At 57.1% G+C, this 24125-nt stretch carries 18 protein-coding genes and 1 pseudogene; 14 read left to right on the forward strand and 5 right to left on the reverse strand.

Annotated elements, in window-relative coordinates; genetic code table 11:
* Window positions 1–11 precede the first annotated feature (11 nt).
* The 13 genes from ACLFLU_RS08750 (at window position 12) to ACLFLU_RS08810 (ending at window position 17910) form a co-directional block, all read left to right on the forward strand.
* The gene (locus tag ACLFLU_RS08750) at window positions 12–683 is read left to right on the forward strand and encodes an amino acid ABC transporter permease (RefSeq protein ID WP_426411825.1); all 672 of its coding nucleotides are present in this window, start codon (window positions 12–14) and stop codon (window positions 681–683) included.
* Window positions 683–1348, forward strand: a complete 666-nt coding sequence (locus ACLFLU_RS08755) for an amino acid ABC transporter permease (RefSeq protein ID WP_426411826.1) — start codon at window positions 683–685, stop codon at window positions 1346–1348. Before ACLFLU_RS08750 ends, ACLFLU_RS08755 begins: the two co-directional genes overlap by 1 nt.
* Before the next feature lie 28 nt (window positions 1349–1376).
* Window positions 1377–2126, forward strand: a complete 750-nt coding sequence (locus tag ACLFLU_RS08760; RefSeq protein WP_426411827.1) for an amino acid ABC transporter ATP-binding protein — start codon at window positions 1377–1379, stop codon at window positions 2124–2126.
* A 320-nt stretch (window positions 2127–2446) separates the two neighbouring features.
* Entirely contained in the window at window positions 2447–4276 is a 1830-nt protein-coding gene (locus tag ACLFLU_RS08765; RefSeq protein WP_426411828.1) for a GntG family PLP-dependent aldolase, read from the forward strand.
* Window positions 4277–4488: 212 nt separating this feature from the next.
* Entirely contained in the window at window positions 4489–5106 is a 618-nt protein-coding gene (locus tag ACLFLU_RS08770; RefSeq protein WP_426413947.1) for a Crp/Fnr family transcriptional regulator, read from the forward strand.
* A gap of 438 nt (window positions 5107–5544) precedes the next feature.
* Window positions 5545–7071: a porin gene (locus tag ACLFLU_RS08775; RefSeq protein WP_426411829.1), complete on the forward strand. Its 1527-nt coding sequence runs from the start codon at window positions 5545–5547 to the stop codon at window positions 7069–7071.
* 232 nt (window positions 7072–7303) lie between these two features.
* Window positions 7304–8548 (forward strand): phosphonoacetate hydrolase, encoded by a 1245-nt coding sequence (gene phnA / locus ACLFLU_RS08780; protein ID WP_426411830.1) that lies wholly within the window; start codon window positions 7304–7306, stop codon window positions 8546–8548.
* Window positions 8549–8564: 16 nt separating this feature from the next.
* Window positions 8565–10013, forward strand: a complete 1449-nt coding sequence (gene phnY, locus ACLFLU_RS08785; RefSeq protein ID WP_426411831.1) for a phosphonoacetaldehyde dehydrogenase — start codon at window positions 8565–8567, stop codon at window positions 10011–10013.
* A 781-nt stretch (window positions 10014–10794) separates the two neighbouring features.
* On the forward strand, window positions 10795–12183 hold the full coding sequence (locus ACLFLU_RS08790; RefSeq protein ID WP_426411832.1) for an LLM class flavin-dependent oxidoreductase: 1389 nt from the start codon (window positions 10795–10797) through the stop codon (window positions 12181–12183).
* Window positions 12184–13587: 1404 nt separating this feature from the next.
* Window positions 13588–14205: a nitroreductase family protein gene (locus ACLFLU_RS08795; RefSeq protein WP_426411833.1), complete on the forward strand. Its 618-nt coding sequence runs from the start codon at window positions 13588–13590 to the stop codon at window positions 14203–14205.
* 386 nt (window positions 14206–14591) lie between these two features.
* A complete protein-coding gene (locus ACLFLU_RS08800; RefSeq protein WP_426411834.1) occupies window positions 14592–15200 on the forward strand; it encodes a CDP-alcohol phosphatidyltransferase family protein in 609 nt (202 codons plus the stop codon).
* 188 nt (window positions 15201–15388) lie between these two features.
* On the forward strand, window positions 15389–16759 hold the full coding sequence (locus ACLFLU_RS08805) for a hypothetical protein (RefSeq protein ID WP_426411835.1): 1371 nt from the start codon (window positions 15389–15391) through the stop codon (window positions 16757–16759).
* A 50-nt stretch (window positions 16760–16809) separates the two neighbouring features.
* Window positions 16810–17910, forward strand: coding sequence for a thiamine pyrophosphate-dependent enzyme (locus tag ACLFLU_RS08810; protein ID WP_426411836.1), 1101 nt, complete (start codon window positions 16810–16812; stop codon window positions 17908–17910).
* A 637-nt stretch (window positions 17911–18547) separates the two neighbouring features.
* Here ACLFLU_RS08810 and ACLFLU_RS08815 read toward each other — a convergent pair.
* Both ACLFLU_RS08815 and ACLFLU_RS08820 read right to left on the reverse strand, forming a co-directional pair.
* Complete coding sequence (locus ACLFLU_RS08815) at window positions 18548–19273, reverse strand: GntR family transcriptional regulator (protein ID WP_426411837.1); 726 nt, start codon at window positions 19271–19273, stop codon at window positions 18548–18550.
* An 828-nt stretch (window positions 19274–20101) separates the two neighbouring features.
* On the reverse strand, window positions 20102–21343 hold the full coding sequence (locus ACLFLU_RS08820; RefSeq protein WP_426411838.1) for a cytochrome P450: 1242 nt from the start codon (window positions 21341–21343) through the stop codon (window positions 20102–20104).
* A 443-nt stretch (window positions 21344–21786) separates the two neighbouring features.
* Between ACLFLU_RS08820 and ACLFLU_RS08825 the strand changes: the two are divergent.
* A pseudogene (locus ACLFLU_RS08825) lies at window positions 21787–22014 on the forward strand (IS110 family transposase); the annotation flags it as partial.
* A gap of 140 nt (window positions 22015–22154) precedes the next feature.
* On the opposite strand, the gene ACLFLU_RS08830 reads toward ACLFLU_RS08825, so the two are convergent.
* From ACLFLU_RS08830 to ACLFLU_RS08840, 3 genes are all read right to left on the reverse strand, one after another.
* Window positions 22155–22880: an HAD family hydrolase gene (locus tag ACLFLU_RS08830; RefSeq protein WP_426411839.1), complete on the reverse strand. Its 726-nt coding sequence runs from the start codon at window positions 22878–22880 to the stop codon at window positions 22155–22157.
* Entirely contained in the window at window positions 22877–23173 is a 297-nt protein-coding gene (locus ACLFLU_RS08835) for a hypothetical protein (protein WP_426411840.1), read from the reverse strand. Before ACLFLU_RS08835 ends, ACLFLU_RS08830 begins: the two co-directional genes overlap by 4 nt.
* A 674-nt stretch (window positions 23174–23847) precedes the next feature.
* Complete coding sequence (locus tag ACLFLU_RS08840) at window positions 23848–24024, reverse strand: hypothetical protein (RefSeq protein WP_426411841.1); 177 nt, start codon at window positions 24022–24024, stop codon at window positions 23848–23850.
* Window positions 24025–24125 lie beyond the last annotated feature (101 nt).

Genomic DNA, 24125 nt, shown 5'->3' on the forward strand with positions numbered 1-24125 from the left:
TGACTGCGGCGATGATGCGTTACAATTGGAATTGGCAAATCATCTGGCAATATCGAGCGGCGTTGTCCGACGCGCTTGGCCTTTCGCTGATGCTCGCTGCGGCTTCGATTGTCATCGGCTTGGCATTCGGCCTCTGTCTTGCCTATCTCAATGTGGCATCGTCGACTCGCATCCGCGTTGCCGCCTCGATAGTGGGACGGATCATCCGGTCAACCCCGTTGCTACTCTTGGTCTTCACGTTTTATCTGGTCCTCCCGCAATGGGGTATCCGCTTATTCAGTCCTTACTCCGCTTTCGTCGCGGCTTTGTCGATTACTGCTGGAGGCTATCTAGCGGAGAACTTTCGCGCCGGCCTCGAGTCACTGCCGCGGCATCAGATGGATGCGGCCAAGAGTATCGGGTTAACCGGCTTGCAACGCCAGTTTTATGTAGTTCTACCACTTGTGGTGCGTCACGCCCTTCCCGCCTTAACCAATAGTATTGTTGCGACCTTCAAGGATACTTCAATTGCTTCCGTCATTGCGGTCGCAGAGCTCACGTATGTCGCAAAGGAAATCAGCACCAATTATTTCCGGGTTTTCGAGGCTTGGTCGGCTGTTTCCCTGATCTATCTCGTTGCCTCTGCGCTGATCGCGCTGACCCTGCAAATCATTGAGCGGCGCCTGCCCGGAAGGAGTGCCTGATGTCCGATCATCCTGCGCTCCTTGCATTGTGGAACAGCCGCTTCGCACTCCTCAACGGGCTTGGAGAGACGTGCCTCGCCGCTTGCCTATCTGTGGGGCTTGGTGTCGCAATCGGCGCCCTGGCCGCCGTTACGGCGGTGTTTGGCTCGCAAGTTCTACGCGCGGCCATTGGCCTCTACATTTATCTGCTGCGCGGCTTGCCCTTGCTTGTCATCATCCTGTTCGCCTACTTCGGCGTCGGCGCCCTTTGGCCGGCGCTGCCGGCTTTTGCTCTGACAATAGCGGTTATGGCGTTATTCGCCGGCGCGCAGTTCGCCGAGATCTTCCGCGGCGCCATTCAGGCAATTCCCCATTCGCAATTCGAAGCCGCCAAGGCGATCGGACTGACATTTCCCGCTCGCATCATACTCATCGTTTTGCCGCTGGCGCTCCGGCGCGCCATTCCCTCAGCCACAAATATCGCAATAGAGATCATCAAGTCGACGACGCTGATCTCCGTTCTTGGGGTAAGCGATCTCTTTCTCGCTGGCCAGCAGGTTGCCATCCGCACCTTGTACATTCCGGAAACCTATCTGCTCCTCTGGCTTACTTACGTCGTGCTGTGCCTTGTCACCGCGGTTCTCGGCAGCCGGTTGGAGCAAAGATTTGCGCATATTAACTTCTAATCAAAGCCCGATACTTTTCATCGAAGGCTTGAGCAAGCTCATCGGCTCTCGGTCGATCCTAACAGACGTTAGCCTCAGTGTGCGTCCTGGTACTGTCACCGCACTGATCGGCCCGTCCGGCGCCGGTAAGTCGACCCTGCTCCGCTGTATCAATGCGCTTGAAGACTATCAGACCGGCGAGATTCGCCTTGCTGGTAAGCAACTTAGCTATGCCGGCGAAGGCCCCGCGCGCCGACGTCTGCCGGACCGTTTGTTGGCGGCCGAGCGGTCGCGTATCGGCATGGTGTTTCAAAGCTACACGCTCTTTCCGCACCTCAGTGTTGAAGACAACATTACTCTCGGTCTGCGTCACGTAAAGAAGCTTTCGCGTGCCAAGGCAGCAGAATTGGCCGATCAATGGCTGGCGCGAGTCGGGCTACCCGGTTTTCAGCATCGCTATCCGCACCAACTGTCCGGTGGGCAGCTGCAACGCATCGCGATTGCCCGTGCCTTGGCGCTTGAGCCGGAATTGCTTCTCCTAGATGAGGTGACCTCAGCGCTCGATCCGGAACTCACTGGCGAGGTCCTCGGAGTCATTCGTGATCTGGCCTCCGTCGGCACCACGATGTTGGTTGTGAGCCACGAAATGGCATTTGTTCGCGAAGTAGCCGACGAAGTCGTTCTTATGCGCGACGGAAGGATCGTCGCCGTAGAAACACCGCTTGCGCTGTTCGAGCCGTCGTCCGCTGCTGCTGCCTTTATCAATCGACTGACCTGGTCCACGCGGTCGACGGCCTGAAAAGCTTGCCCGCTCCAATCGAGGAAATCTTGAGATGCCAAAACCCCCGACAATCCAGATCGTCAGTAGCTTATTCGAACCGTGGTGGCCTGCTCGGAAGGAACGGTTCGAATCCGATGATCACCGTCGCTGCCAACCCGAATTGGGGTCCTTTGTGAGCCCAGGAAAAAATACCGGCGCTGGAAGTCATACGGCCTGAGCGCCTGCATCCAAGTTCGGACTGTGGCGTGTGATTCCTACCGCACGATCTCGCTTTCTCCCAAAATCTCGGCACTTGCTAAAGGACCAGCCTGCGTTCGTGCCGGACTGGAAAAGGACTGATGTTTAAACTTATCCTGATCAGCGATACACATTTTTCCGCCGACCACGGCTGCATCAACGCCGGTTGGAAGGATCTTGCGTCCTGCATTCAAGGCGCGCAGCCAGACCTCGTCATCCATACAGGCGACATAGTCTTCGACCGCCCAGACTGTCGCGAGGATCATGCGTACGCGCGCAAACAGCTCGATGCCCTAGGATCAAAATGGCTGGCCATTCCCGGCAACCATGATGTAGGCGATGGCCCACCAGCGGCTATGACCATCACCCCAGCGCTTGTCGATGCTTTCGTCGAAACATACGACGCATCACATTGGAGTCTCGATATCGAGAAGTGGCGGCTGATCGGCACTAACAGTATGTTGTTCGGTTCGGGCCTTCCGCAGGAAGAGGCTGAATGGACCTTCCTCCAACAAGCACTCGCGGGAGCCGGGTCACGGGAAATTGCGGTCTTCGTCCACAAGCCGATTTTCCTCACGGCTTCTGACGAGCCGCAGGCTGGTACTGCCACCCTACCTCAGAACGCCCGCACCAGACTATGGGATCTTCTGCGCCAGCACGCAGTGCGTCTCGTCGTTAGTGGTCATCGCCATGAATACCGTGTCGTGAATCGTGACGGTATCCAGTGCGTCTTTATTCCGACCGCATCGCGTCTAGCGCTCAACGAGTCGACGCCACCCTTCCTTCCGAAGGGAACAACCGCCGGTCTTGTTGAATGCATCATTGACGACCGAACAATTCTGCATCGCTTCGTCGGTATAGGCGGTCCCGAATCGCCACATGAGCGCTCGGCGACCATTGACATGCGCAGCGACGTTCTTGCGCCGTCCTCTGAGAGAATCATAGCTGCGATGGCCGCGGCTGCTCGCGCGCCGCTTGCCTTCTTACGCAGCGAAGATGTTCAGCAGCACAAGCTGATCAAGCGCTTAACAGAGATGTTCGGTTTCGAAGACGGACTATTCCTGCCGACTGGAACGCTCGCCAATCAAATCGCGGTCCGGCTCTGGTGCCAACCCGGCGAGGCGTTGCTCGCAGATCCCGAAAGCCATGTTGCGAGCAGTGAGGCGGCTTCGGTTGCGGGGCTCGGAGGTGCTGTCATACGGACAATTACTGGAGAACTGGGTCATCTGCCCCCGGACGCGATCCCAACCGCCATCAAGGCGCTTCCAGGCTCTGCACCGGAACGCGCGCTCCGCCTCGTGTGGCTCGAAAATACCCACAATCGCGCCGGGGGGACGGTCATGCCCGCTGGCTGGCAGGAGAAAATCGCTGCGATCTGCCAAGCGCACGGACTACCAATCCACCTCGACGGGGCCCGCCTGTTCGATGCGATTTTCGCCTCCCAAGCGCGCCCTGAGCAAATGACCGCTGGTGTTTCCAGTCTAACGCTTTGTTTGAACAAGGGGCTAGGAGCTCCACAGGGCGCGATGCTCCTCGGCAGCCACGATTTCATTGCCCAAGCCGTACGCGTCCAAAAAATGTTTGGTGGCCTGTGGCGCCCGGTCAGTGTTCTCGCAGCCGCAGCTGCCACTGCGCTGGATGAGTGGACCGAACGCGTCGAACGAGCGCACCAACGTGCTCGACAACTGGCCAAGATCTTGGAGAGTGGTCTGCCGGATGGCGTGTCAGTATGTCCGCCGCAAACCAATATCGTCATGCTCCAGCTACGGTCGGATGCCGAAGCCGCTGACGTTATGACCTCGCTGCGATCGAAGGGCCTACTAGTGTCCAACTATCGTCGCGGCCGCTTGCGGCTCGTTACGCATTGGGGCATCTCAGTTGACGACGTTGAAGGTGCAGCCGCCATTATCCGAGGTGTGCTGAGCCAATGACCGAGGATCATGCAAATACACTTGTTGGGCATGCCAACGGCCGTCATGGTTGCCGGATGGTATGGCCCGAGGGACTGAGATCAGGCGCCAGAGAGGCGAGCTTGCGTCCTCATTCGCGGCGGTTTGCCAAGAATGCGATTCTCGCAAATCTCTCTCTTCAAGATCGAGCGGCAATAGGCAGGCTCCTTGAGCCCGTCGTTTTAAGGGAACGTATGGTTCTGCATCAGCCGAACCGATATCCTGATTACGTCTATTTTATCGAAACGGGCCTGGCCTCATTGAGAATTGCCGAGGCGGGAAGGACCTTCGAGACAGCCTTGATAGGACATCGTGGTGCCGTCGGTGCCTCGCTGTTGCTGGGGGGGCACCTTTTTACGCATCAATCTGTTGTGTTATTTCCCGGAAGCGCCCTTAGGATTCGTGTTGAGGACTTGCGGCAGCTCACGAGCGAGCACCCTGAATTGCGTGAACATCTATCTCGGTATGTTCGAGCGCTAACTTCGCATTGTATTCAGACAGGTTTCTGTGGAGTTTGGCACCATCGGGAACGCAGACTTGCAAGCTGGCTGTGTTTAGCGAGTGATACTGCAGACTCTCACGTGCTTCCGGTTACCCATGATTACCTTTCGTCCGTCTTGGGAATGCCACGAGCGGGGATCACGGAGACGCTAATCAAATTCGCAGAAGAGGGCCTGATTCGAAAAACGAGAGGCATCTTGCAAATCGATGAACGCAAGTGCCTCGAGCAAAAGACGTGCAATTGTTACAAGCTCATTTCTGGCGCGTATGCGCTTTCCGAAGCGATACCGTCGGAATATCCCGCGGCCTAGCTGAGACAACGTTCTGGCTTACCGATTACAGGCAACGGAGCCAGTACGCGTAGCTGCAACAACGCGTCAATCCGTCTGCGACTAGCTTCAGCACAATTCGATTCAACATTCTTTCAGCAGCGCAGTGCCATTGCAGACGCTCGGCCATAGCTGGCCTCGGTCGGAAACAAACATTTCTGAGGCCGCCAAAGCACGCCCACCAAGAGCTTACGCGCTTTCGTCTGATCCATACAGTGTTCGCCCACCGATCGCGCGCGCAATTTGGCATCATAATCATGCGAGAGGCGGAATGATCCGCACCGCGACGTTAGCTGCTGGATCTTGTCAGTTGGCGTTCGAGAAGAGCCCTGTAGTTCGCAATGACATAGGGCAGGTGGCTGGCCTCCTCCGCAACAGTCGAGCGGCCACGTTGAGACGAAAGAAATTGGGGGACTTTTTATGAAGATGGCGAAAAGCCTGTTGCTCAGCTCGACCGCGGGTCTCATTGCGCTAAGCTCCGCGCAGGCGGCAGACCTGCCCGTGAAGGCGAAGGCAGTCGAGTACGTGAAAGTGTGCACTCTCTATGGTTCTGGGTTTTACTACATTCCCGGTACCGATACCTGCATCAAGCTGGGCGGTTATCTACGCGCCGAAGCCGCTTTCGCTTCAAACTCCGTGTATGATGCCGGCAACACTGGTCTGGCCGGCGCACATAACCGTCTCAGCAACTACTACTACGCCAAATCTCGGGAAACTCTAAACATCGATACGCGCACGGCGACCGAGTACGGCGTCGTTCGCACCTACTTCAATGGTGTATTCACCTGGATCTCGGGCACTTACACGGGGGCAGGCACAACTGCCGTGAACGGATCGACTGCCTATACGACATCGACTGGTTCTCAGGTCGGTGGTGGTTCGCTCGGGGTCTTTGCCGCCTTCATCCAATTCGTTGGCTTTACGATGGGTAGGGCCGTCTCACAGTTCTCTGCACCTTGGGCCAACTATCCGGCCAACAATTTCGACGGATTGCCGGGCGCCGCAAGCTGGACCGCTGGTGTGAACCAGTTCTCCTACACCGCTGACTTCGGTCAAGGGGTTACGGCTTCATTCTCGGCCCAGGATCCGGTTGCAGAGTCGACAAATATCTGGAACGTGAGTGGCGCGACGTTGGCTGGTCTCGCAACCGGTGCGTATGGGGCCAGCGACATCGGTGGTTCGCGCGCACCGGACCTGATAGCAGCGGTTCGCATTGATCAGGCTTGGGGTCTTTTCCAAGGATCGTTCGCCGCGCATAACAATCACGCCGCCTACTACGGTGCGACCGAGGCGAGCGGCTATGCGGGTGACAGGTGGGGTTGGGCTGCTCAGTTAGCCTTATCGATCAAGAACATCCCGACCGGATCGGGCGATACAATCAACATGTCGGCGGTCTACACCGATGGTGCAAGTCGCTACAATTTCCACGACCAGATGAACACCACGACGTTCGCGATGTATGGTGGTGCGAGACTAGCGGGCGCTTACCAGAGCGTCGGCCTTGGTGGTGTTTCTGACTCGGTTTTCGTGACCGGCTCTGGCCAGGAGCTTACCAGAACCTTTGGCTTCCAAGGTGGCTATACCCACAATTGGAATCCAAACTGGGCCACTAGCATCTATGGCGGGTGGGCAGCTGTACGGTACGACAACGCAGCCAAGGGCTACATTTGCGGCGCGTTCGCCGCGAACCTCGCGCTGTCGAGTGGCGTAGCCGGTTGCAATCCTGACTTCAACTATGGAGTTATCGGTTCAACGACTATCTGGACTCCTGTCAAAAATCTGAGCTTCTCGGCCGACCTCACTTACTCGATGCTCGACCAGAAGTATGCGAGCGGGAGCACGGTGGCGCTCCCGCTTCAGTCAGGCGTGGCCAAGCCCGGCGTGGTCTACGAGCTGAAAGATCAGAATAGCTTGACCATGTTGCTCCGCGTTCAGCGCAACTGGTGAGCCTCTGTGAAATCAACGGAAGGAGAAAGAAACGTTTGACCTCCTGGAAGGCTCCCGACATGCCCGTTGGGGGCCTTCTACAACTCTGATGCAATTTCGGCGACGATGTTGCCGCGCTGGTCGTCTCCGAACCCTTGTCGCGACACCGGCAATCAAATGTGGCTGCGGCTCGCCGGCGCATCCGATCATGGCAAGGAACACGTCGCGCCGCATTGAGCGCGAGAGGAGAGCGATGATGAGATCCCACGGAAGCACTATCTCCGCTAATGGTCGCACCTACATGGCGCCAGAGCGGCCCACGGTTGTGATTTGTCTGGATGGTTCAGAGCCAGGTTATATCGAGAAGGCGATCGAGGCCGGAATGGCGCCGACGTTCGCTCGATTCATGAAGGACGGAACTCATGTCCACGCAAACTGCGTCATTCCAAGCTTCACGAATCCGAACAACCTCTCGATTATCACCGGGAGACCTCCGGCAGTTCACGGGATCGCAGGCAATTATTTCTATGACACGGCCAGAGACGCCGAAGTGATGATGAACGACCCGCGTTTTCTCCGCGCGCCGACGATTCTGGCCGCCGCGCATAACGCTGGTTACAAGGTCGCAACTATCACCGCCAAAGACAAACTGCGCGCACTTTTGTCGGACGGGCTGGACTGCTCCACTGGCCGCGCCATCGCTTTCTCCTCGGAAAAAGCCGACCAGGCGAGCATTGAGGAAAATGGGATCGGCCAGGTGCTAGAATTCGTCGGCCAAGCATTGCCGGAGGTCTACTCCGCAGATCTGTCGAGATTCGCATTCGCTGCTGGCGTGAAGCTCTTAGAAGTCCATCGGCCCGACCTGATGTATCTGTCGACAACGGATTACATCCAGCACAAGGCGCCACCCGGTGCGAAGATCGCAAACCAATTCTATGGGATGATCGACGGCTATCTAGCGTCCCTGGATGCGCTCGGCTGCAACATCGTGGCAACCGCCGATCATGGGATGAACGACAAGCACCTGGCCAATGGCGCACCTGACGTCATTTACCTTCAGGATCTGATAGACGAGTGGATTGGTGAGGGCAAGGCGCGCGTGGTTCTTCCAATCACCGATCCTTACGTCGCCCATCACGGCTCGCTTGGCTCGTTTGCGACTGTTTACATCGGCGAATGGCCGGCTGAAGAATTGCTGCAAAGGCTGCGGCTTATTCACGGCGTCGACCTGGCTTTGATGCGCGAAGAGGCCTGCGCACAATTCGAACTTCCGCCCGATCGGATCGGCGATATTGTAGTACTCTCGTCGAAGCACAAGGTGCTTGGTAGCAGCCGCGGCCGCCACGATCTTTCAGGCCTGGACGAGCCACTGCGCTCCCATGGCGGATTGACTGAGCAGCGCGTCCCGCTGATCTCGAACCGAAAGATCTCGCTTCCGCCGGACCATCCGTTGCGAAACTTCGACGCGTTCGATGTCGCACTAAATCGCATTCAGTGAGAGCAAGGGGGTCATCATGAAGGTCCAGGCGCCAGCCTTCAGGTACGAGCAAATGCGTATCGCAGGAGCTCGGATCGATGTCGAAGAACGGGTCGAGGTATTCAATCCGTACACAGGGAGGCCTATCGGCTCGGTGCCGGCTGCTCGTCCGGAGCATGTGCGCGACGCTTTCGCGAAAGCCAAGACATTCAAGCCGAAGCTCACACGCTACGAACGTCAGCAGATACTGCTGAAAACGGCTGATATCCTGGCGAGCCGCAAGAGCGTCTTTGCGGGGTTGATCACCGCCGAATCCGGGCTTTGCTGCAAAGACTCACAGTACGAGGTAGGTCGCGCCTATGACGTGTTTTCCCTTGCAGGGCAGCTGGCCATCCGTGACGATGGAGAAACCTTCTCCTGTGACATCAGCCCGCACGGCAAGGCGCGCAAGATCTTTTCGACCCGAGCGCCGTTGCTTGGTGCGATTTCGGCGATCACCCCGTTCAACCACCCGCTCAATACGGTGAGCCATAAGATCGCACCAGCGATCGCGACCAATAACCGTATCGTACTGAAGCCGACCGAGCTGACGCCGCTGACAGCGATCGCGTTGGCTGATGTGCTCTACGAGGCCGGCTTGCCGCCGGAAATGTTATCGGTAGTGACGGGCAATCCCCATTCGATGGGCGAGGCGATGATCACTGACCCGGATGCTGATCTCGTTACCTTTACCGGATCGGTCCGCGTCGGAAAGCACATTGCCGCTACGGCAGGATACAGGCGGATTGTGCTTGAGCTCGGCGGTAATGATCCCTTGATTGTCATGGAAGATGCCGATTTGGAAAAGGCCGCGGAGCTGGCCGTCATCGGAGCCACCAAGAATTCCGGCCAGCGCTGCACGGCGGTCAAGCGCATCCTGTGCGTGGAGGAAGTGGCAAATGAGTTCTCTGCACTGGTCCTTAAGAAAGCCCGCTCTCTAAAATGCGGGGATCCCATGGACCCCACGGTCGATGTGGGCACTGTCATTACTGAAGTGGCAGCAAAGGAGTTCGAACGTCGCGTCAATACGGCCGTTCATGATGGCGCTCAACTGCTTCACGGCAATGACCGCAAGGGTGCGCTTTATCCGCCAACGGTCGTGGATCATGTTCCCCACACAAGCGAGCTGGTGATGCAGGAAACGTTCGGACCGGTGGTTCCGATCATCAGGGTCCCAAATGACATCGAAAGCGTGATCAGCATCTCCAATTCAACCGCATTCGGTCTGTCCTCAGGTGTCTGCACGAACCGGCTGGACTACATTACGCGGTTTGTGAACGAGCTCGACGTAGGTACCGTGAACGTCTGGGAGGTACCCGGCTATCGGATTGAAATGTCGCCATTCGGCGGCATAAAGGACTCCGGCCTTGGCTATAAAGAGGGCCTTTTGGAATCTATGAAAAGCTTCACTAACATCAAAACCTATTCGCTGCCCTGGTCCGGGTAGGTTCTTTGGCCTGGCAACAATAATTTACAAGGCAAGGACCGAGTATTGGTGTGCAAACCACGGAGATCTGAAATGTCGATGTTATCTGTCTCAGCGAACCTCGAACATATCTGAGTGAAAGAAATCTGGAGTTGGCCTCAACACAAGCGCGCCAATCGCCCACTCCATTCCTGTGACCTTGAAGAGCAATTTCAACGCTCGACGCCGCCAGTCACACTGAACGCGCCTCAGGTGGTGTCTGTCGAAAGTAACCCAGCTTGTCTAGCATTGGCTAGTGCGAACACGACGTTGCACCGGGTTCGTTGTTTCCAGTGTTCGGCCGGTGAGCGCAGTCCCTCAAGGGCTGATCATGGCGCGAGGCTGGTGTGCAGCATTCTGGTTCGCCAGCTTCACAATAAACGAGACGAATAGAGAGTTGCTTGCTCCGGTTCCGATCACGTTTGCCAGATCCTCAACATGAGGCGCGAACCGCGACGTCGCGTCTCCAATTTTGGCAGACCGATCTCCCCAATGCCGAAATGTGAGCCTGCTCAAATCTAAGAGTCTCCTCCACCAAAGCCGTGACCTTCTGCCTCATTAGATTATCACTGTTGTGGCCGCGATGGCGATGTAGCAATCTACGCCCCCGGTCAACCACCAATACTGGCAATTGCTTTGAAGAGCAGAAGGGGTCACCTATCAGCTGATGAACGTTGGACCTCGCCAAGCGCCAAGCAAGCGGGCAGCTGCGGCATCAAGCGACGAGTTGGCGAGCGTAGTGCGATTCAAAGAGAGATAGGGCATGCGGCGCAATGATGAAATGAAGCTTGGACTGTACCTCGTTCAGGCGGGATATCACGCAGGTGCATGGCGGGATCCGAGCGTGCCCGCGCATTGCGGAGTTGATATCGACTTTTATGCTCAAATGGCAGCCCTTGCCGAAGGGGCAGCATTTCACTTCGTGTTTCGCGCCGACAGTCCAAGCGTCGCAGATCAAGATCACACGACCATTGCTCGTCTAAGCCGGAATGACGGTTTCGAGCCAATCACGCAGTTATCAACGCTTTCGGCGAAAACACAACGAATCGGCCTCGTCGCAACAGCAACGACGACGTACCATCAACCCTACCATCTTGCGCGCACGTTCGCTTCCCTTGACCATCTGTCGCGAGGACGAGCAGCCTGGAACATTGTCACCTCGGAGCAGAAATTCGAAGCCCCAAATTTCGGCGATGAGGAACTTCCAGATCATGACACGCGCTATGCTCGAGCCAGAGAGTTCGTAGAAGTTGCCAAGGGACTCTGGGATACGTGGGAAGATGATGCTTTCGTCCGCGACAAGAAAAGTGGTATTTACGCTGATACCACGAAGCTACACTTGCTTAACTACCGCGGGGACTATCTGTCAGTCAGAGGCCCATTGAACATCGCAAGGTCGCCACAAGGATACCCCGTGTTGATTCAGGCTGGGGCATCCGATGCCGGGATACGGTTCGCTGCGGAGGTTGCAGAAGTTGTATTTACCGCTCAGCCAGTCTTAGAAGATGGTAAACGATACTATGCGGCGCTCAAAGAGAAAGCGCGCGCATTTGGGCGACAGGATGATCAGGTGCTAGTCATGCCTGGGATCGTCCCGATCGTTGGAAGGACCAAGCAAGAAGCAGCTGAGAAGCTTGAACAACTACAATCATATACTCACATCGACGTCCAAATTGGAGTGGCCGATCGTTTGCTGGGGTTTGTCACCGACCTGCGTTCAATGGATCTCGACGCATTGGTCCCAGAGACTTTACCGCAAACCAATTTTACCCAAAGTCGTCAGAAGGTGCTTCTCGACCTGGCCGTACGCCAGAAATTCACGTGGAGGCAACTGGTCCGTTCAATATCAGATAGCTGGGGCCATCTGATGGTTGTCGGAACGCCGGACGAAATTGCCGACACCATGGTGACGACATTTGATGAACATGCGGCTGATGGGTTCAACGTAATACCGGCGACGGTTCCCGGCGGACTCGACGATTTTGTTGAGCTCGTTGTTCCTGAATTGCGACGGCGAGGCAAATTCAGATCCGCATACTCCGGCCAGACTCTGAGAGAGAATCTCGGTCTCACGCGGCCACTCAATCAGTTTGCAAGCACGTATCGCCAGTCGTCCGTTGTTTCGTCGCAGGCATACACTCAACCCCATTGATCTGGCCTCGCAACGGAGTTCCCGGCTCTGCTGGAGAGGCAGCAGAAGTTTCACGCTTCAGGCAGTCCCCGGGGGAAGTGGTTCATCCAGGAACTGCGCGGAAGAAGCGCTGGAGTGAGGAGGGGCCTCTGATGGCAGGTGATGCTCACATCATGTTATCGATTCCTCTGAAGTACCGGTTTGCTTGTGATGGCCCACTTAGCTGACAAAGCTATCCACCCAGCCCGTGTTTCGGAAGCGCCGTCAAAGGGCAGAACTTCCGGGTCCCAGTATCCGTTGTTCTGTAACTCCTGTGAGCTCCCATTTCTTCAGTGGTCAGCGCGCGCGGCCGTAGCGGGTCGGAATGTCGGCCTAGGCGTTGCGCGGGAATTCCTCGGTCTTGCGGCCCTTCTTTGGCACCAAGCAGTGGACGCTCTCGATCGTCGAGGTGGCGAAGGGGCAAGCTGTAACGTATGTCGCTGAGGTGGAGCGGCCTGTCTAGACCGATAGTCGCGGCCGCATGGCGGCAATAATTCATGGCACCCACGCCGCCGATTAACTCGCCTTCGGCTGGCGGCCATGGACGGGCGTGGTTCGATTTGGCTTGGAAGGAACGCTACTGATATCGGGGTGGCGTAGCGCGACAGCCGAAACAGCAGCGAACTGCGGCGCGCCCGATGGTCGAAATGCGATTACGTCGACAGCGGATAGCGGACATGTCCAGTTGGGCGGAATCATCGACCGGACCAGCCGCGATCGTGTTGATCTAGCACGTGCATGGGAAGTCTTGTAGGCGACGCGATGCTCCCGCGGCCAAGGATCAGTCCCCTCGAGCGGGATGGCGGCTGCCGTCGTCAATGATTCGGTGATGATGAACGGCGGCTCCAGATCATGAGCGACCCGTACGCCGATCTGGCGGGGCCGCCTTCCACTTCAAGGGGAAAAGGTTGTACAACTGGCTGCTCTTGGGTCTGACCAGAAAGGATTGTTCCAGCACATCGGCCAAATGGGTCCGCGGATTCGCGTTCGTCGATCTTTACCATAGTAATCAGCGACGCAAGAATTGTCCGGGCAGCTACGACATGTCGCGACGTGCCCGACGATTGTTTTGAAAATGTCTGCCGTCGGGACTGGCGGTCATGCGAGCGCATGAGCACTCGATAAAGCGGATCTTTGGAATCGCGGATGTCAGTGTCTCGAAACGGTCTCTTGAAGAATCGTGTCGCGTTTGCCTGTTTTGGTGCGGATTATACAGATGAAGCGACTTTGGATGGCAAACAATTTGCATAACGTCTGGCGCCCGCCCGGAAATCGTTGTGGCCTATAATCTCTGATGTTGACGGTTCGGTTCTATCCTGCCGTCTTCCGTCTGATTATTTCGATCGACGCCGTAGGTTCGCGGTCTGCCGAGACAAGGAGGAAACATTGACCGTTCAAAAGCCTTCTAATGGCCGTGCGCCCGATCATCCAGCGGATCGGATATTCGTCAACCGCTGGTCGCCACGTGGGTTTACTGAGGATCAGATTCCGGAAGCAGTTCTGAACACCTTCTTCGAAGCCGCACGGTGGGCGCCGTCCGCTTTTAATTCTCAGCCATGGCGATTTCTGTATGCCTTGCGCGGCCGCTCAGAGTTCGAACGGTTTCTTAGCCCTCTTATTGAGTTCAATCAGGGTTGGGCGCGACAGGCGGCGGCGCTGATTTATCTGCTGTCGAGAAAGGAATTTACTGCGCCTGGGAAGACCAGTCCGCAATTATCGCGCACGCATTCCTTCGACAGTGGCGCCGCCTGGGCCAATTTTGCCAACCAAGCCACGGTCGCTGGTTGGGCCGCACACGGCATGAGTGGATTTGACGTGGTGAAGGCGCACACTGAGCTTGAGGTGCCCGAGGGGTTTGCGGTCGAGATCGCAATCGCCGTTGGGCGCAAGGGCGACGGCGCACAGCTGCCGCCTGGTCTATTGCAGCGTGAACAACCGAGCGGCCGTTTACCCATAGGTGACTTTGTCGCCCGCGGTGTGTTTCCCGATCGCTTCAGAAACTGAGGGGTGGACTAAATCTCTAAATTGACACGCGTGGGGGACGCCCTGGAAGCCCCGCACCGCTAGAGCAATTACCATCAAGGTCCCAGGCAACAACTAGAGTTAGTAGTTTACGGAGTTGTCAGATCGCGTCAACTTTGAGTTAGACAAAGGTCCACAAGCTTCCCGAACAGCAGAGAGTTTGGTGGTGCACTTTACGATGACCTCCACGCTTGGCGCTCGCAAGGGGCCTCGTCTGTTCAAGGCGCATGAAGAGTTCAGCGGCCTTTGCGAGCCAAAGCCGCCGGCGAGGATGGCTGCGCCCCAACCGGTCTTGGTGTGGCCGAACATGTCTTCCAGCTGGCCAATTCGATCCACTCTACGCCATGCCTTAGAGGATGGAGGTGGAGATGGTTCGTTACCTTATTGATCCAGCAAACGCGATCACTACAGTCGGGATTCTGCTTTCCACCATTGGCCTTGACTTTGCCGTGTTAGGGCGGCCGGAGCTCGCTGTCGCGATCGTACTCTGGGCAATGCTGGCGGATCAACTCGACGGCGTTGTTGCGAAGCATACGCCCAATCGATCGGGCGATTTTGCCAAGATGGGCAAAAGCCTCGACGGCTTTGCCGACCTACTCTACGGCGCCGCCTTTCCGGCGGTCATTGTGCTTAAGGCGAGCGCATCCTACCTGTCCTTGTTCGCCGCCGCGGGCATACTAGTGGCGGGCACAGTTCGGCTTAGCTATTTCAACAACTTTGGTCTTTCCAAGGACGGTTGCTTTATGGGCGTTCCGTTGTCCTATGACGTTCCATTGCTCGCAATCCTGTTTCTGGTTCGGCCATGGCTCGAAGTGGGAGCTTTTATACCTATCCTCAACGCGAGCCTTCTTCTCCTTTCTGCACTACACGTAGCGCCGATCCGCGTGCCGGCCCCGAACAACGTCATGTACGCGTTCATTGCGCTTTACAGTATTGCCGCGTCGGTCGCACTTGTCAGTTGGGGGGCGGCTCGATGACGTCGCTTACTCCAACGGATCGACTGCGCACGAATCGTCATCTCGCTCGGCAGCCAGGTTGGATTTATCGGGAGCTAGGGGTCGAGCCGATCATCAATTGCGCCGGCGTGCGCACAAATTATGGCGGGAGCAGTCCGGGGCCAGACGTAGTGCTTGCGATGGAGGCAGCGGGCGAAGCGTTCGTGGACATGGACGAACTGATGGCTGGCGTGGGGCAGCGTCTTGCAGAACTTACCGGGGCCGAGTGGGGTATAGTGACCTCGGGCAGCGCGGCCGGCCTGGCCCTCGCAACCGCCGCCTGCATCACGGGGAACAATCCACAGCTGATGCTTGCGTTGCCCTGGCACCTCGGGCCGCAGCCCCGTGTCATCATGCCTGTCGGCCATCGCTTCGCCTATGACCACGCTATTCGCATGACAGGGACTCGGATCGTGACCGTCTCAACGCTTGATGAGCTGATGAGGACCCTTGAGGCTGAGGCTGCAATGGCGTGCACCTTGGGGCGCAAGGATTTGCGCGAACTCGGTTCTTTCGAGCAGTTCGCGACCCTGTGTCACCAGTCAGCTGTTCCGGTGCTCGTGGACGCAGCCGCCCAGGCTCCGGCCTCGCCTGACCCATGGCTGTCTCGAGGAGCTGATCTCGTCGTGTATGCTGGCGGCAAATATGTCCGCGGCCCTCAATCGACAGGTTTCCTTCTCGGCAAGAAAGCGCTCACTCATTCGGCATGGCTCCATGCGGCGCCGCATCAGGCTTGGGGACGCCCGATGAAGGTTGGGAAAGAAGAAATCCTTGGCGCAGTTACGGCTCTTGATCGATGGCTCAGCCGTGACAACACCTACGATCAGAATCAATGGTCGAACCGCTTGCATGCGATTGCATGGCACCTTCGAGATCTGCCGGGAGTCGCGTCAGATATATCGCCCGGGAGCGTCGAAACAGTCGTCCCTCGGTTACGGATCTCATGGAAAGTCGATACCTATCCTATAACCAGCGAGGACATTCGCCAAGATTTGCTCCATCACAAGCCGAGAATAATGATTCACGATTTTTGGGCAACTGAGAATTCCATCACAATAGATCCATTCAATTTGTCCAAATGCGAAGCGTCATTGGTTGGGGAGGCTCTCTCGGGGGTGTTTGGGCGAGCACCAACACGCCCTCCGCGCTCATCGTCCGCCGCTGCTCCATCCATCGACACGACCGGCGAATGGCGGGTCCTCATAGACTTTCTCCATGGTAATGCCGAACATTGCCTTTGTCTCACGCAACAAGGCGGTGAAATCCGAGGGAGTCATTCGGCGCTCGGGTCGCTTGGCGACGTAATCGGAACTGTAGAACAAAATCGAGTTAGCGCGATCTCTCGTCATTCGACAACGCCTATGGCGACATATTACCGGTTTGAAGGCGCGGTCGCTGGCGACAGTATGTCCGGTACCTTGCAACTCGGCGCAGCTGCTGACGAGCATCTTGGACCTGTGTTTCAGTCGCAATTCGGCGCCGGGAACTGGCGTGCCGTACGAGCCAACACGCCGGTGCGATCCTCAGGAGTAAGTCCGTAGTGGGGATCCCGGCAGGTGAATTTGCATCGATGCTGTTTCGAGTTGGGATCGTGGCAGTCGCCGGCGTTCCGTGTTCCCTGCTGAGGCACGCGATCAAAGCCTTGCAGGACCATCCGCGATTGGCCTACGTGGCGGCGCCAAACGAGGGGCCCGCGCTAGGGATCGCGTGCGGACATGAACTGGCCGGTCGGAAAGCGGCCGTAATTCTTCAGGATTCCGGCTTTGGGAATCTCATCAATCCCTTAACTTCACTTGCCTTAACATATGGGCTGACACCCTTAATCATTGTTAGCCGTCACGACGCCCGCACGGACGAGTTGCAGCACCGTGCTATGGCCGAGCTGACGGATGTCATCATCGATCATCTTAAACTTCCGCATATTAAGATTGCAGCCGAGACTGTGGATTTCAGTGTTCTCGCAGATGATTTGCTTGCCGCTCGGTCAGAACGCCGCCCCATAGTGCTCAGTGTCGCGCGTGGAGCCATAACGGGCTCAGATATGCCGCCACCGCTTGCGGCGCGAGATCGCTCTTTGACCCGGGCGCGCGCGATCGAGGTCCTGCTTGAACGGATATCCGAGCACGTACCCATCATTGCTACGACTGGGTTCATCGCCCGCGAACTTCGCCGGGTCAGGGATCGCGGGCGAAATTTCTATATGCTAGGATCAATGGGGCATGCCGCCGCCATCGCGTTGGGGTTTGCACAAGGAGAGGCGGCGAGCATCGTTCTCGACGGTGATGGGGCTGTTCTCATGCATCTCGGACTCTTGGCGACCACAGCGGCGGAAGGTGGACCGGGTCTCCTGCATGTCATCCTGGATAACGGAGTTTACGAGAGCACGGGTGCCCAAGCCACAGCTGCATCCACTGTCTCACTGAGGGACATCGGTGCGACCTGTGGCTACAAAACCGCCAGCGAGTGCGTCAGCGAGTGTGAGCTCCGCGTCACCTTCAACCATGTCTTGGCCTGGCCCGGACCGCATCTAGTCATTGCGAAGATTCAATCGATCAGCCAGCCCACGCCCGAGACTATTTTCGTACACAAATCGGCAGAACAGATTCGGGATGAATTCGTCCGCTACAAGGCTATGGATCCGGTGTGCTCGCGCGCGAGCGATCAACTTATGTCGGAGACGTCGTGTGGCTAGTCATTTTTTGGTTATCTCGCGTTTCGTGTCGGCATTATGAGAGGGGCGTATCTGAGGCAGTAGCGCTGCCGGTAAATTGGGGCGCTTTTCACCCAGGTGCAGCGCACGACAGCCTGCGATCGTCGGGCGACGAAGGCCGATCAACGAAGTGCCGATCTTCTAGGGCAGCGAGCGTCGTTCGGGCGCCGTCCATCGCGCGCGTGGGAGCGCGGACACTGCGCAATGTGCATAGTGTGCATAGATCGCCATCGACGATGGAGTTGCCGAGCGGAATGTGCTGCAGCAAAACGGCTGAACTGCGCGATCCAGCTCAGATAAGGCGCAGAGGGGCCTTGCTTGTGACCGAACGAGAAAAAGCATCTTGGAATGCGATCCATCTCGGCGCCCAATGCCCGGTTACGAAAGGCGGTTGAGCATCCCCGCGACAAAAATAGAACTCTTGCAACGTGCCCCTCGTAAGCGCGTAGGTCATTGGCAGCTTCGCGCTTACGATTCTTCCGGCATTGCGGCGCAAGGGCTTCCCGTGTCCGCGCCAGAGGAACGAAACATTCTCGGCGGATGAATCCAACTGTGGCCGAGCCCAGCTGACGTAAGGATGTTTCCGCCACGTAAGCTCGTCCGACACATAAATGCGAGTCTACACTGTCAATCGCACACGCTCGCAGCTGAACACTGTAATTCCGTAGATGATTGGATAGTTGCTCTCGTCGGCCTCCACGCTATGACATTCAAAGATCGGCTGGCTCGGCAATTGTCGCAGCAGTCGAGCCTCTGTCGCCGTGGGTAGTCGGCCGATGATTGAGGTGCTGACGCGTTGATAATCGGTGATCCCGACCCGGGTGAGCGCCTCCGTCACCGATTGGCTGGCTTTCAGCACCTTGTCAAAGCCCTCAAAGCGCGGCAGGGGGAAGTGTTGTCTGTCGTGTTTGACGACTTGCCCATTCGCATATCCCAAGAGTTCCATGAACACAGCGGATCCGCCGGGCGGCAACTGTAGGAAGTCGCGCACGTCCTCATCGGGATCGACGATCTCGATCCTTAGGATCTCTTGAACCTTCGTGATGTTGTTGCCGATAAGAACGTCAGTGAATTGCGCGCGGCGGCCAATGTTGTAGGAGACTAGATAAGCATCGTGCACGAACGTGCCGCGTCCCTGCTCGATACGGATGAGGCCGCTCGTTTGTAGAGCACTCAGCGCGCGTCGCACCGCGTAACGCGTTGCCCCAAATTTGCGCATCAGTTCGGCTTCGGTCGGGAGTTGGCTTCCGACGCCGAACTCATTGTTATCAATTGCCGTTCGAAGACCTGACTCGATATCCCGCCAGGTGGGCACAGCTCTGTTAGCCATCTCGCTTTCGGTCATCGAGCCTTACGCAAGAAAGTTCTACGGTTCAAAGTTGGTCTTGTTAAAGCGCCCTCACAAAAGTTAAATGCTGCGAACGAATTTGCAAACCTACCTTTCTGGGGAGTTGATCCTGAGCCCGGGCTTCAATCGTCGGGATATGTTTGAGATCGGGCCTTCCCAGGTGTTCTTGTGGCGCTCGCGGCTAACCGCGCCTTCCCCCACATAAGCGCGGGCCCAGGGGCATACCGGCGAAAAAGCTGTCAATTGGCGCCCAAATTTGGCGTAGCACGTTCGACGATTGTTTCAGAGCCCTGGTGCGCATGCTGAGGGCTTGGTCGAGAGACATCCCGCTCGAAGGAGCCACCACGAAGGCTGGCGCGTACCGTAGATGGCTCGCCGTGTGCTGAAGCCGAGCAGCCAGCAAAGGCCGATCGTCCTGGTATCGAACTGGATAGGCATCGCATCGGCATTCGTCGTAAAGCCTTGGTGCTTGGCGCGACCTCGATGGCATGGTCGTAACGCCACCAAAGACTGCCGGCCGGCGAAGCCGACGCGGCGAGCGAAGACGCCGCAGGCCACGGCTGCTTTCAACGGGCCGGCGGAGGCTGCGTGGAAGGTCCAGGTTGGATTGGCGCGCAGCGTCCGGTTCTGCTGGCGATCGGTATGACGACGTCGCGCGGATGGCTGAAGGCATGGAAGTTGAATCCGTTCGGCCGACAGTACCCCGCCGCTCTGCTGATGCGGACGGACTGGACTTTCACGTCAGTTTGGTCGAGCACCCACCGACCCGCTCACGGTTGCAAGCTCCGACGCATCTCAGATAAATCGTAAGGAGGAGCCCATTCGCTAAGCTACCATCTGCACTGGGAGGGCGGAATAACCGTGCACGAAGTTAGAGGCGACTCGTTCCGGCTCGCCGACCACCCTGATGTCGAGGCGCCTGTTCAAAATTTCCTCCCAAAGGATCTTCAGCTGCAGTTCGGCAAGGTGTCTTCCGACGCAGCGATGGATGCCGAATCCGAACGAGAGATGTTGCCGTGGGTTCTTCCGATCGATGATGAAGCTGTCAGGCTGGTCTATGACCTCATCGTCCCGGTTCCCGGAAATGTACCACATGACGACCTTATCGCCTCGTCTGATTTGCTTGTTACGTATCACGATATCGACCATGGCAGTGCGGCGCATGTGTGCGATCGGCGTTTGGTAGCGTATGATCTCGGAGACGGCATTCGACACGAGCACAGGATTGTCGCGTAGCTTCCGGAGCTCCGACGGATTCTGGTTCATGAACAATACGCTTCCACTCATCGAATTGCGCGTGGTGTCATTCCCGCCCACGATCAGCAGGATGAGGTTGCCCAAGAACTCGCGTGGCTCCATATTCCGAGTCGCCGGTGAGTGCGCCATCATCGAAATCAAGTCGGCGCAGGGCTCGGCATTTTTGCGCTCGTTCCAAAGTCGTGTGAAATAGTCCAAGCACCCGGACAGGACTGTCCGTCGCTTTTCCCAGGTGTCGATCTCGTGGCCAGTTCGCGGAGTTGTGGCGGCGACGTCCGACCAATAGGTCAGCAGCCGCCGATCCTCAAATGGAAAATCAAACAGCGTCGCCAACATTTGCGTCGTCAACTCGATCGAGACCTTATCGACCCAGTCGAAGGTTTCATTGCGCGGCAAGCCATCCAGAACGGCCTTGACCCGCCGACGGATCAGGCCCTCGAGTTTGGCCAGATTCTCCGGCGCCACGATCGGACTGATCGTGTTGCGCTGTTCGCCATGTTTCGGAGGGCTCATCTTAATGAAACTCGGAGTCCAATACTCCTCCGCCACATCGACGATCGTGACGCCTTGCTCTGACGAGAACACTCCGTGACTCATGTTGACTGCAACGATGTCGTGGTATTTTGTTATGGACCAATATGGACCGTAGGGGCTATCGCTACAGTAGTGGATGGGATCTTCCTTTCGTAACCGCTCGAAGTAGGGCCAAATGCTGTCATCCTGAAAGCGCTTGACGTCGCTGACATCCAGATCGCTCAGTAGAACATCATATGCGCCCTGGCGCGCGTGACCTGCCAATATTGTATTCATGATCGCCCTCCGGCCTTAACCTCTCATCTTGCTTTCGTTCGTCTGGGCGAATGCCCTGGGTGGTTCTGAGAGCTTCCGACGATTTTATTGGATGGACCGACCCATCATTTTCCGCTCGCTGCGGCGCTTTCGGTCGGGAGCGATTGATCGGTTTGAATGGTCGAACAATATCGCAAGCCGGAGCGCATCTCCCCTATCATGATTGGGAGGCGCGTGAGCTTGCGTTCACTGCTATAATCGTTCTTTGCACAACCGCTCAGCTTGTTGCCGCGTCATCGCGAGCCATCGCTGAATTCTGGTGACGGCTTGGCCGGTCAGGAGGCGCCGGCTGTGGGTGGACTGACCTCGATCCCCTCGCTGAATGTCAGATCGGGAAGGGTTGGCCAGCGATTGTGGCCATCGAGACGAACCAGCGTTCTGCGCGACCGCTCGATCTGCTGGCGTTCTTAGCTCGGCTCGCTCCGTGCCTGAGCGGTATCGAGGCGTGCGCGACTGCGCACCATTGGGCGCGCGAATTGATCGCGCTCGGCCACCAAGTCTGGCTGGTGCCGCCGAGCTACGGCAAGGCCCACCTTAGGCGCGGGAAGAACGACGCGGCCGATGCAGAAGCAATCTGCCAAGCGGTGACGCGACCGAGCATGGGCTTCGTGCCGGGAAAGAGCGAAGAGCAGCACCTACGCCCTCTTCGCAGTGGATGTCCACCACCGACTTCTTGCCGGTTTCCCGGCGCACACTGTAGTGCTCAATCTGAGGGTGGCGCATAGGCATCCGGGTCATGAACGCTCCTGAAAAATGAAATTACCGGTACTACTTATGCAGCCCTGCCGAGGAGCGGAATGATGTCGTCGAGCGTCGTCATGACAGCGACCGATTCGTCTTTTGGCAACGAGGCGTCACGGCAAAACCAGACTGCTCGGCATCCCGCGCCGCGTGCGCCCAGAACATCCGAGCGAAAGCTATCGCCTACCATGATGACGCCGTCTGGCGCCTCACGCAAAAGGTCTAAACAGGCTTCAAAAGCGGCTTGGCTGGGCTTGCGATAACCGCATTCGCCGCAGAACATGACAAGATCGCAGTTGCGGCTGACATTTGTGTGCCGAGCGACCTCGGCTCGCCACAACTTGTGGCTCGTTCCCCAAGGCGTATTGGACAAGATCGCCGTCCGGTAGCCCGTTTGGCGAAGGGTAGCAATGACTTTCTCCGCCTCTGGCATGAGCTCGCCACTAGCAAAGATTCGTTTGCAGAGGCGCAGCTCGAGTAGCGCTGCATCGGCGTCATCCATGTCGGGTGCCAGTACGCATCTCAACCGGTCCGCGAAAGAAACCACACGACAATCCTCGCGCTCTCTGTTCAGCGCCTGCAACGTTGCGCCAGCGATGGATCTCGGCGCTGTGACAGTGGCCAAATCTGTAAAGCTGGACGGATCGGTGAGGAAATCATGCAAGAACTCAACCTGTGCGGCCTCGGTCCGTAATGGATAGTCGCAGAGGGTGTTACCCCAGTCGAAGATGATGGCTGTGGGATTGCTCGTCTTCATGGAAGCGCTTTCAGCCGATCCAGAAACGCTCGCCACTGGCGGAGAATAATTTCTGGATCTTTGCCCTTACGCCAAAGGTCCTTATCTAAATCATTTGACGCGTGCTTGGCTCGCATGCAGTCTGGTGAAACTTCGCCAAATATCGCATCGCCTTCGGCGGTGATAAAAAAGCAAATATCGAGTAGTTCAATTTCGCACGATGCCAAGACTCTCGCCAGCGCCTTGAAGGCTCGCAAAGCCAAATGCCTGGCAGCATCCGTATCGATGAAGCGGTCCGCGAGCCAATTCGGCATGCATTCGTCCCGATGTGGTAGTGGGTTGCGCCAATCGAAGCGCACATAGGGTTCGTGTCGCTGATCGGGTCGGAGGTATCCGCCATGACGCGTTGGGAAAGTCTCCAACCCGAGGTATATATGTTTTGGTGTCCCGACATAAGCCGCCTTTCACGATGACCTCGATAGGCGGAGCCGCAACTCGCCGACTGATGTAATAGTCTTCACCGACGTGAACGATCGTGGAAGGCACGCCCTCGGTCTCTAGCATCCGCCAAAGCCGCTCGCTGATCCGTAGGCGTAACCAGTCGGTGCCCTCAACTGTGGCAGCGCGATTTGCGGAGTACGAAAACAACGTGGGCTTTAGACGCACGATGACGCTTTGATCGTCGATAACGCGGATCACCTTCGATTCGCCCTCTGTCAGCAAAGGCAAATCGTCGAACTTGGAGCGCCAATGGTCCGGATATGGAAACGCGGCTCGTTCAATAGGCTGCATTAGGAGTTCCATCTATTCACTATGTTTCTGCGTACAGGGGCACTGTCCTGTCGTACGCACGGGGCTTCGTGTTCGTACCGCCGAGGGCATCCCGACGAAGGCTGTGAGCGACCGCGACCGCACCGCAACCGTCCGGACGTCCCGTTGCACACCACCTCGTTCCGATTACAACGGGGTGGCGCAACGTCGGGTATTGTCAGGCGCTGGATCCGCCCCAAATCACCGATTGCTCAGTGATGTCCTTCCAACACGCAAATGGCGTGCCGAAGTGAAACTGGCGCTTTTGCAGACCCTTAATCCAAGCATCTTCAAGAGCCTTGAAGCGTGCGTCGCGCCACATTGCTCCAACTGTCTCAAAACCGACAATCGACACTGAAGGATATCCGACAATGTCAGTTGGATTATAATGTACCCCGATTGTGGGGCCACGTACTTGGTTGGAAGGGGCCGCTCCGTTTGATAGGCGGAGCCCAT

The sequence above is a fragment of the Bradyrhizobium ganzhouense genome, assembly GCF_049949285.1.
GTDB classification, from domain to species: Bacteria; Pseudomonadota; Alphaproteobacteria; order Rhizobiales; family Xanthobacteraceae; genus Bradyrhizobium; species Bradyrhizobium ganzhouense.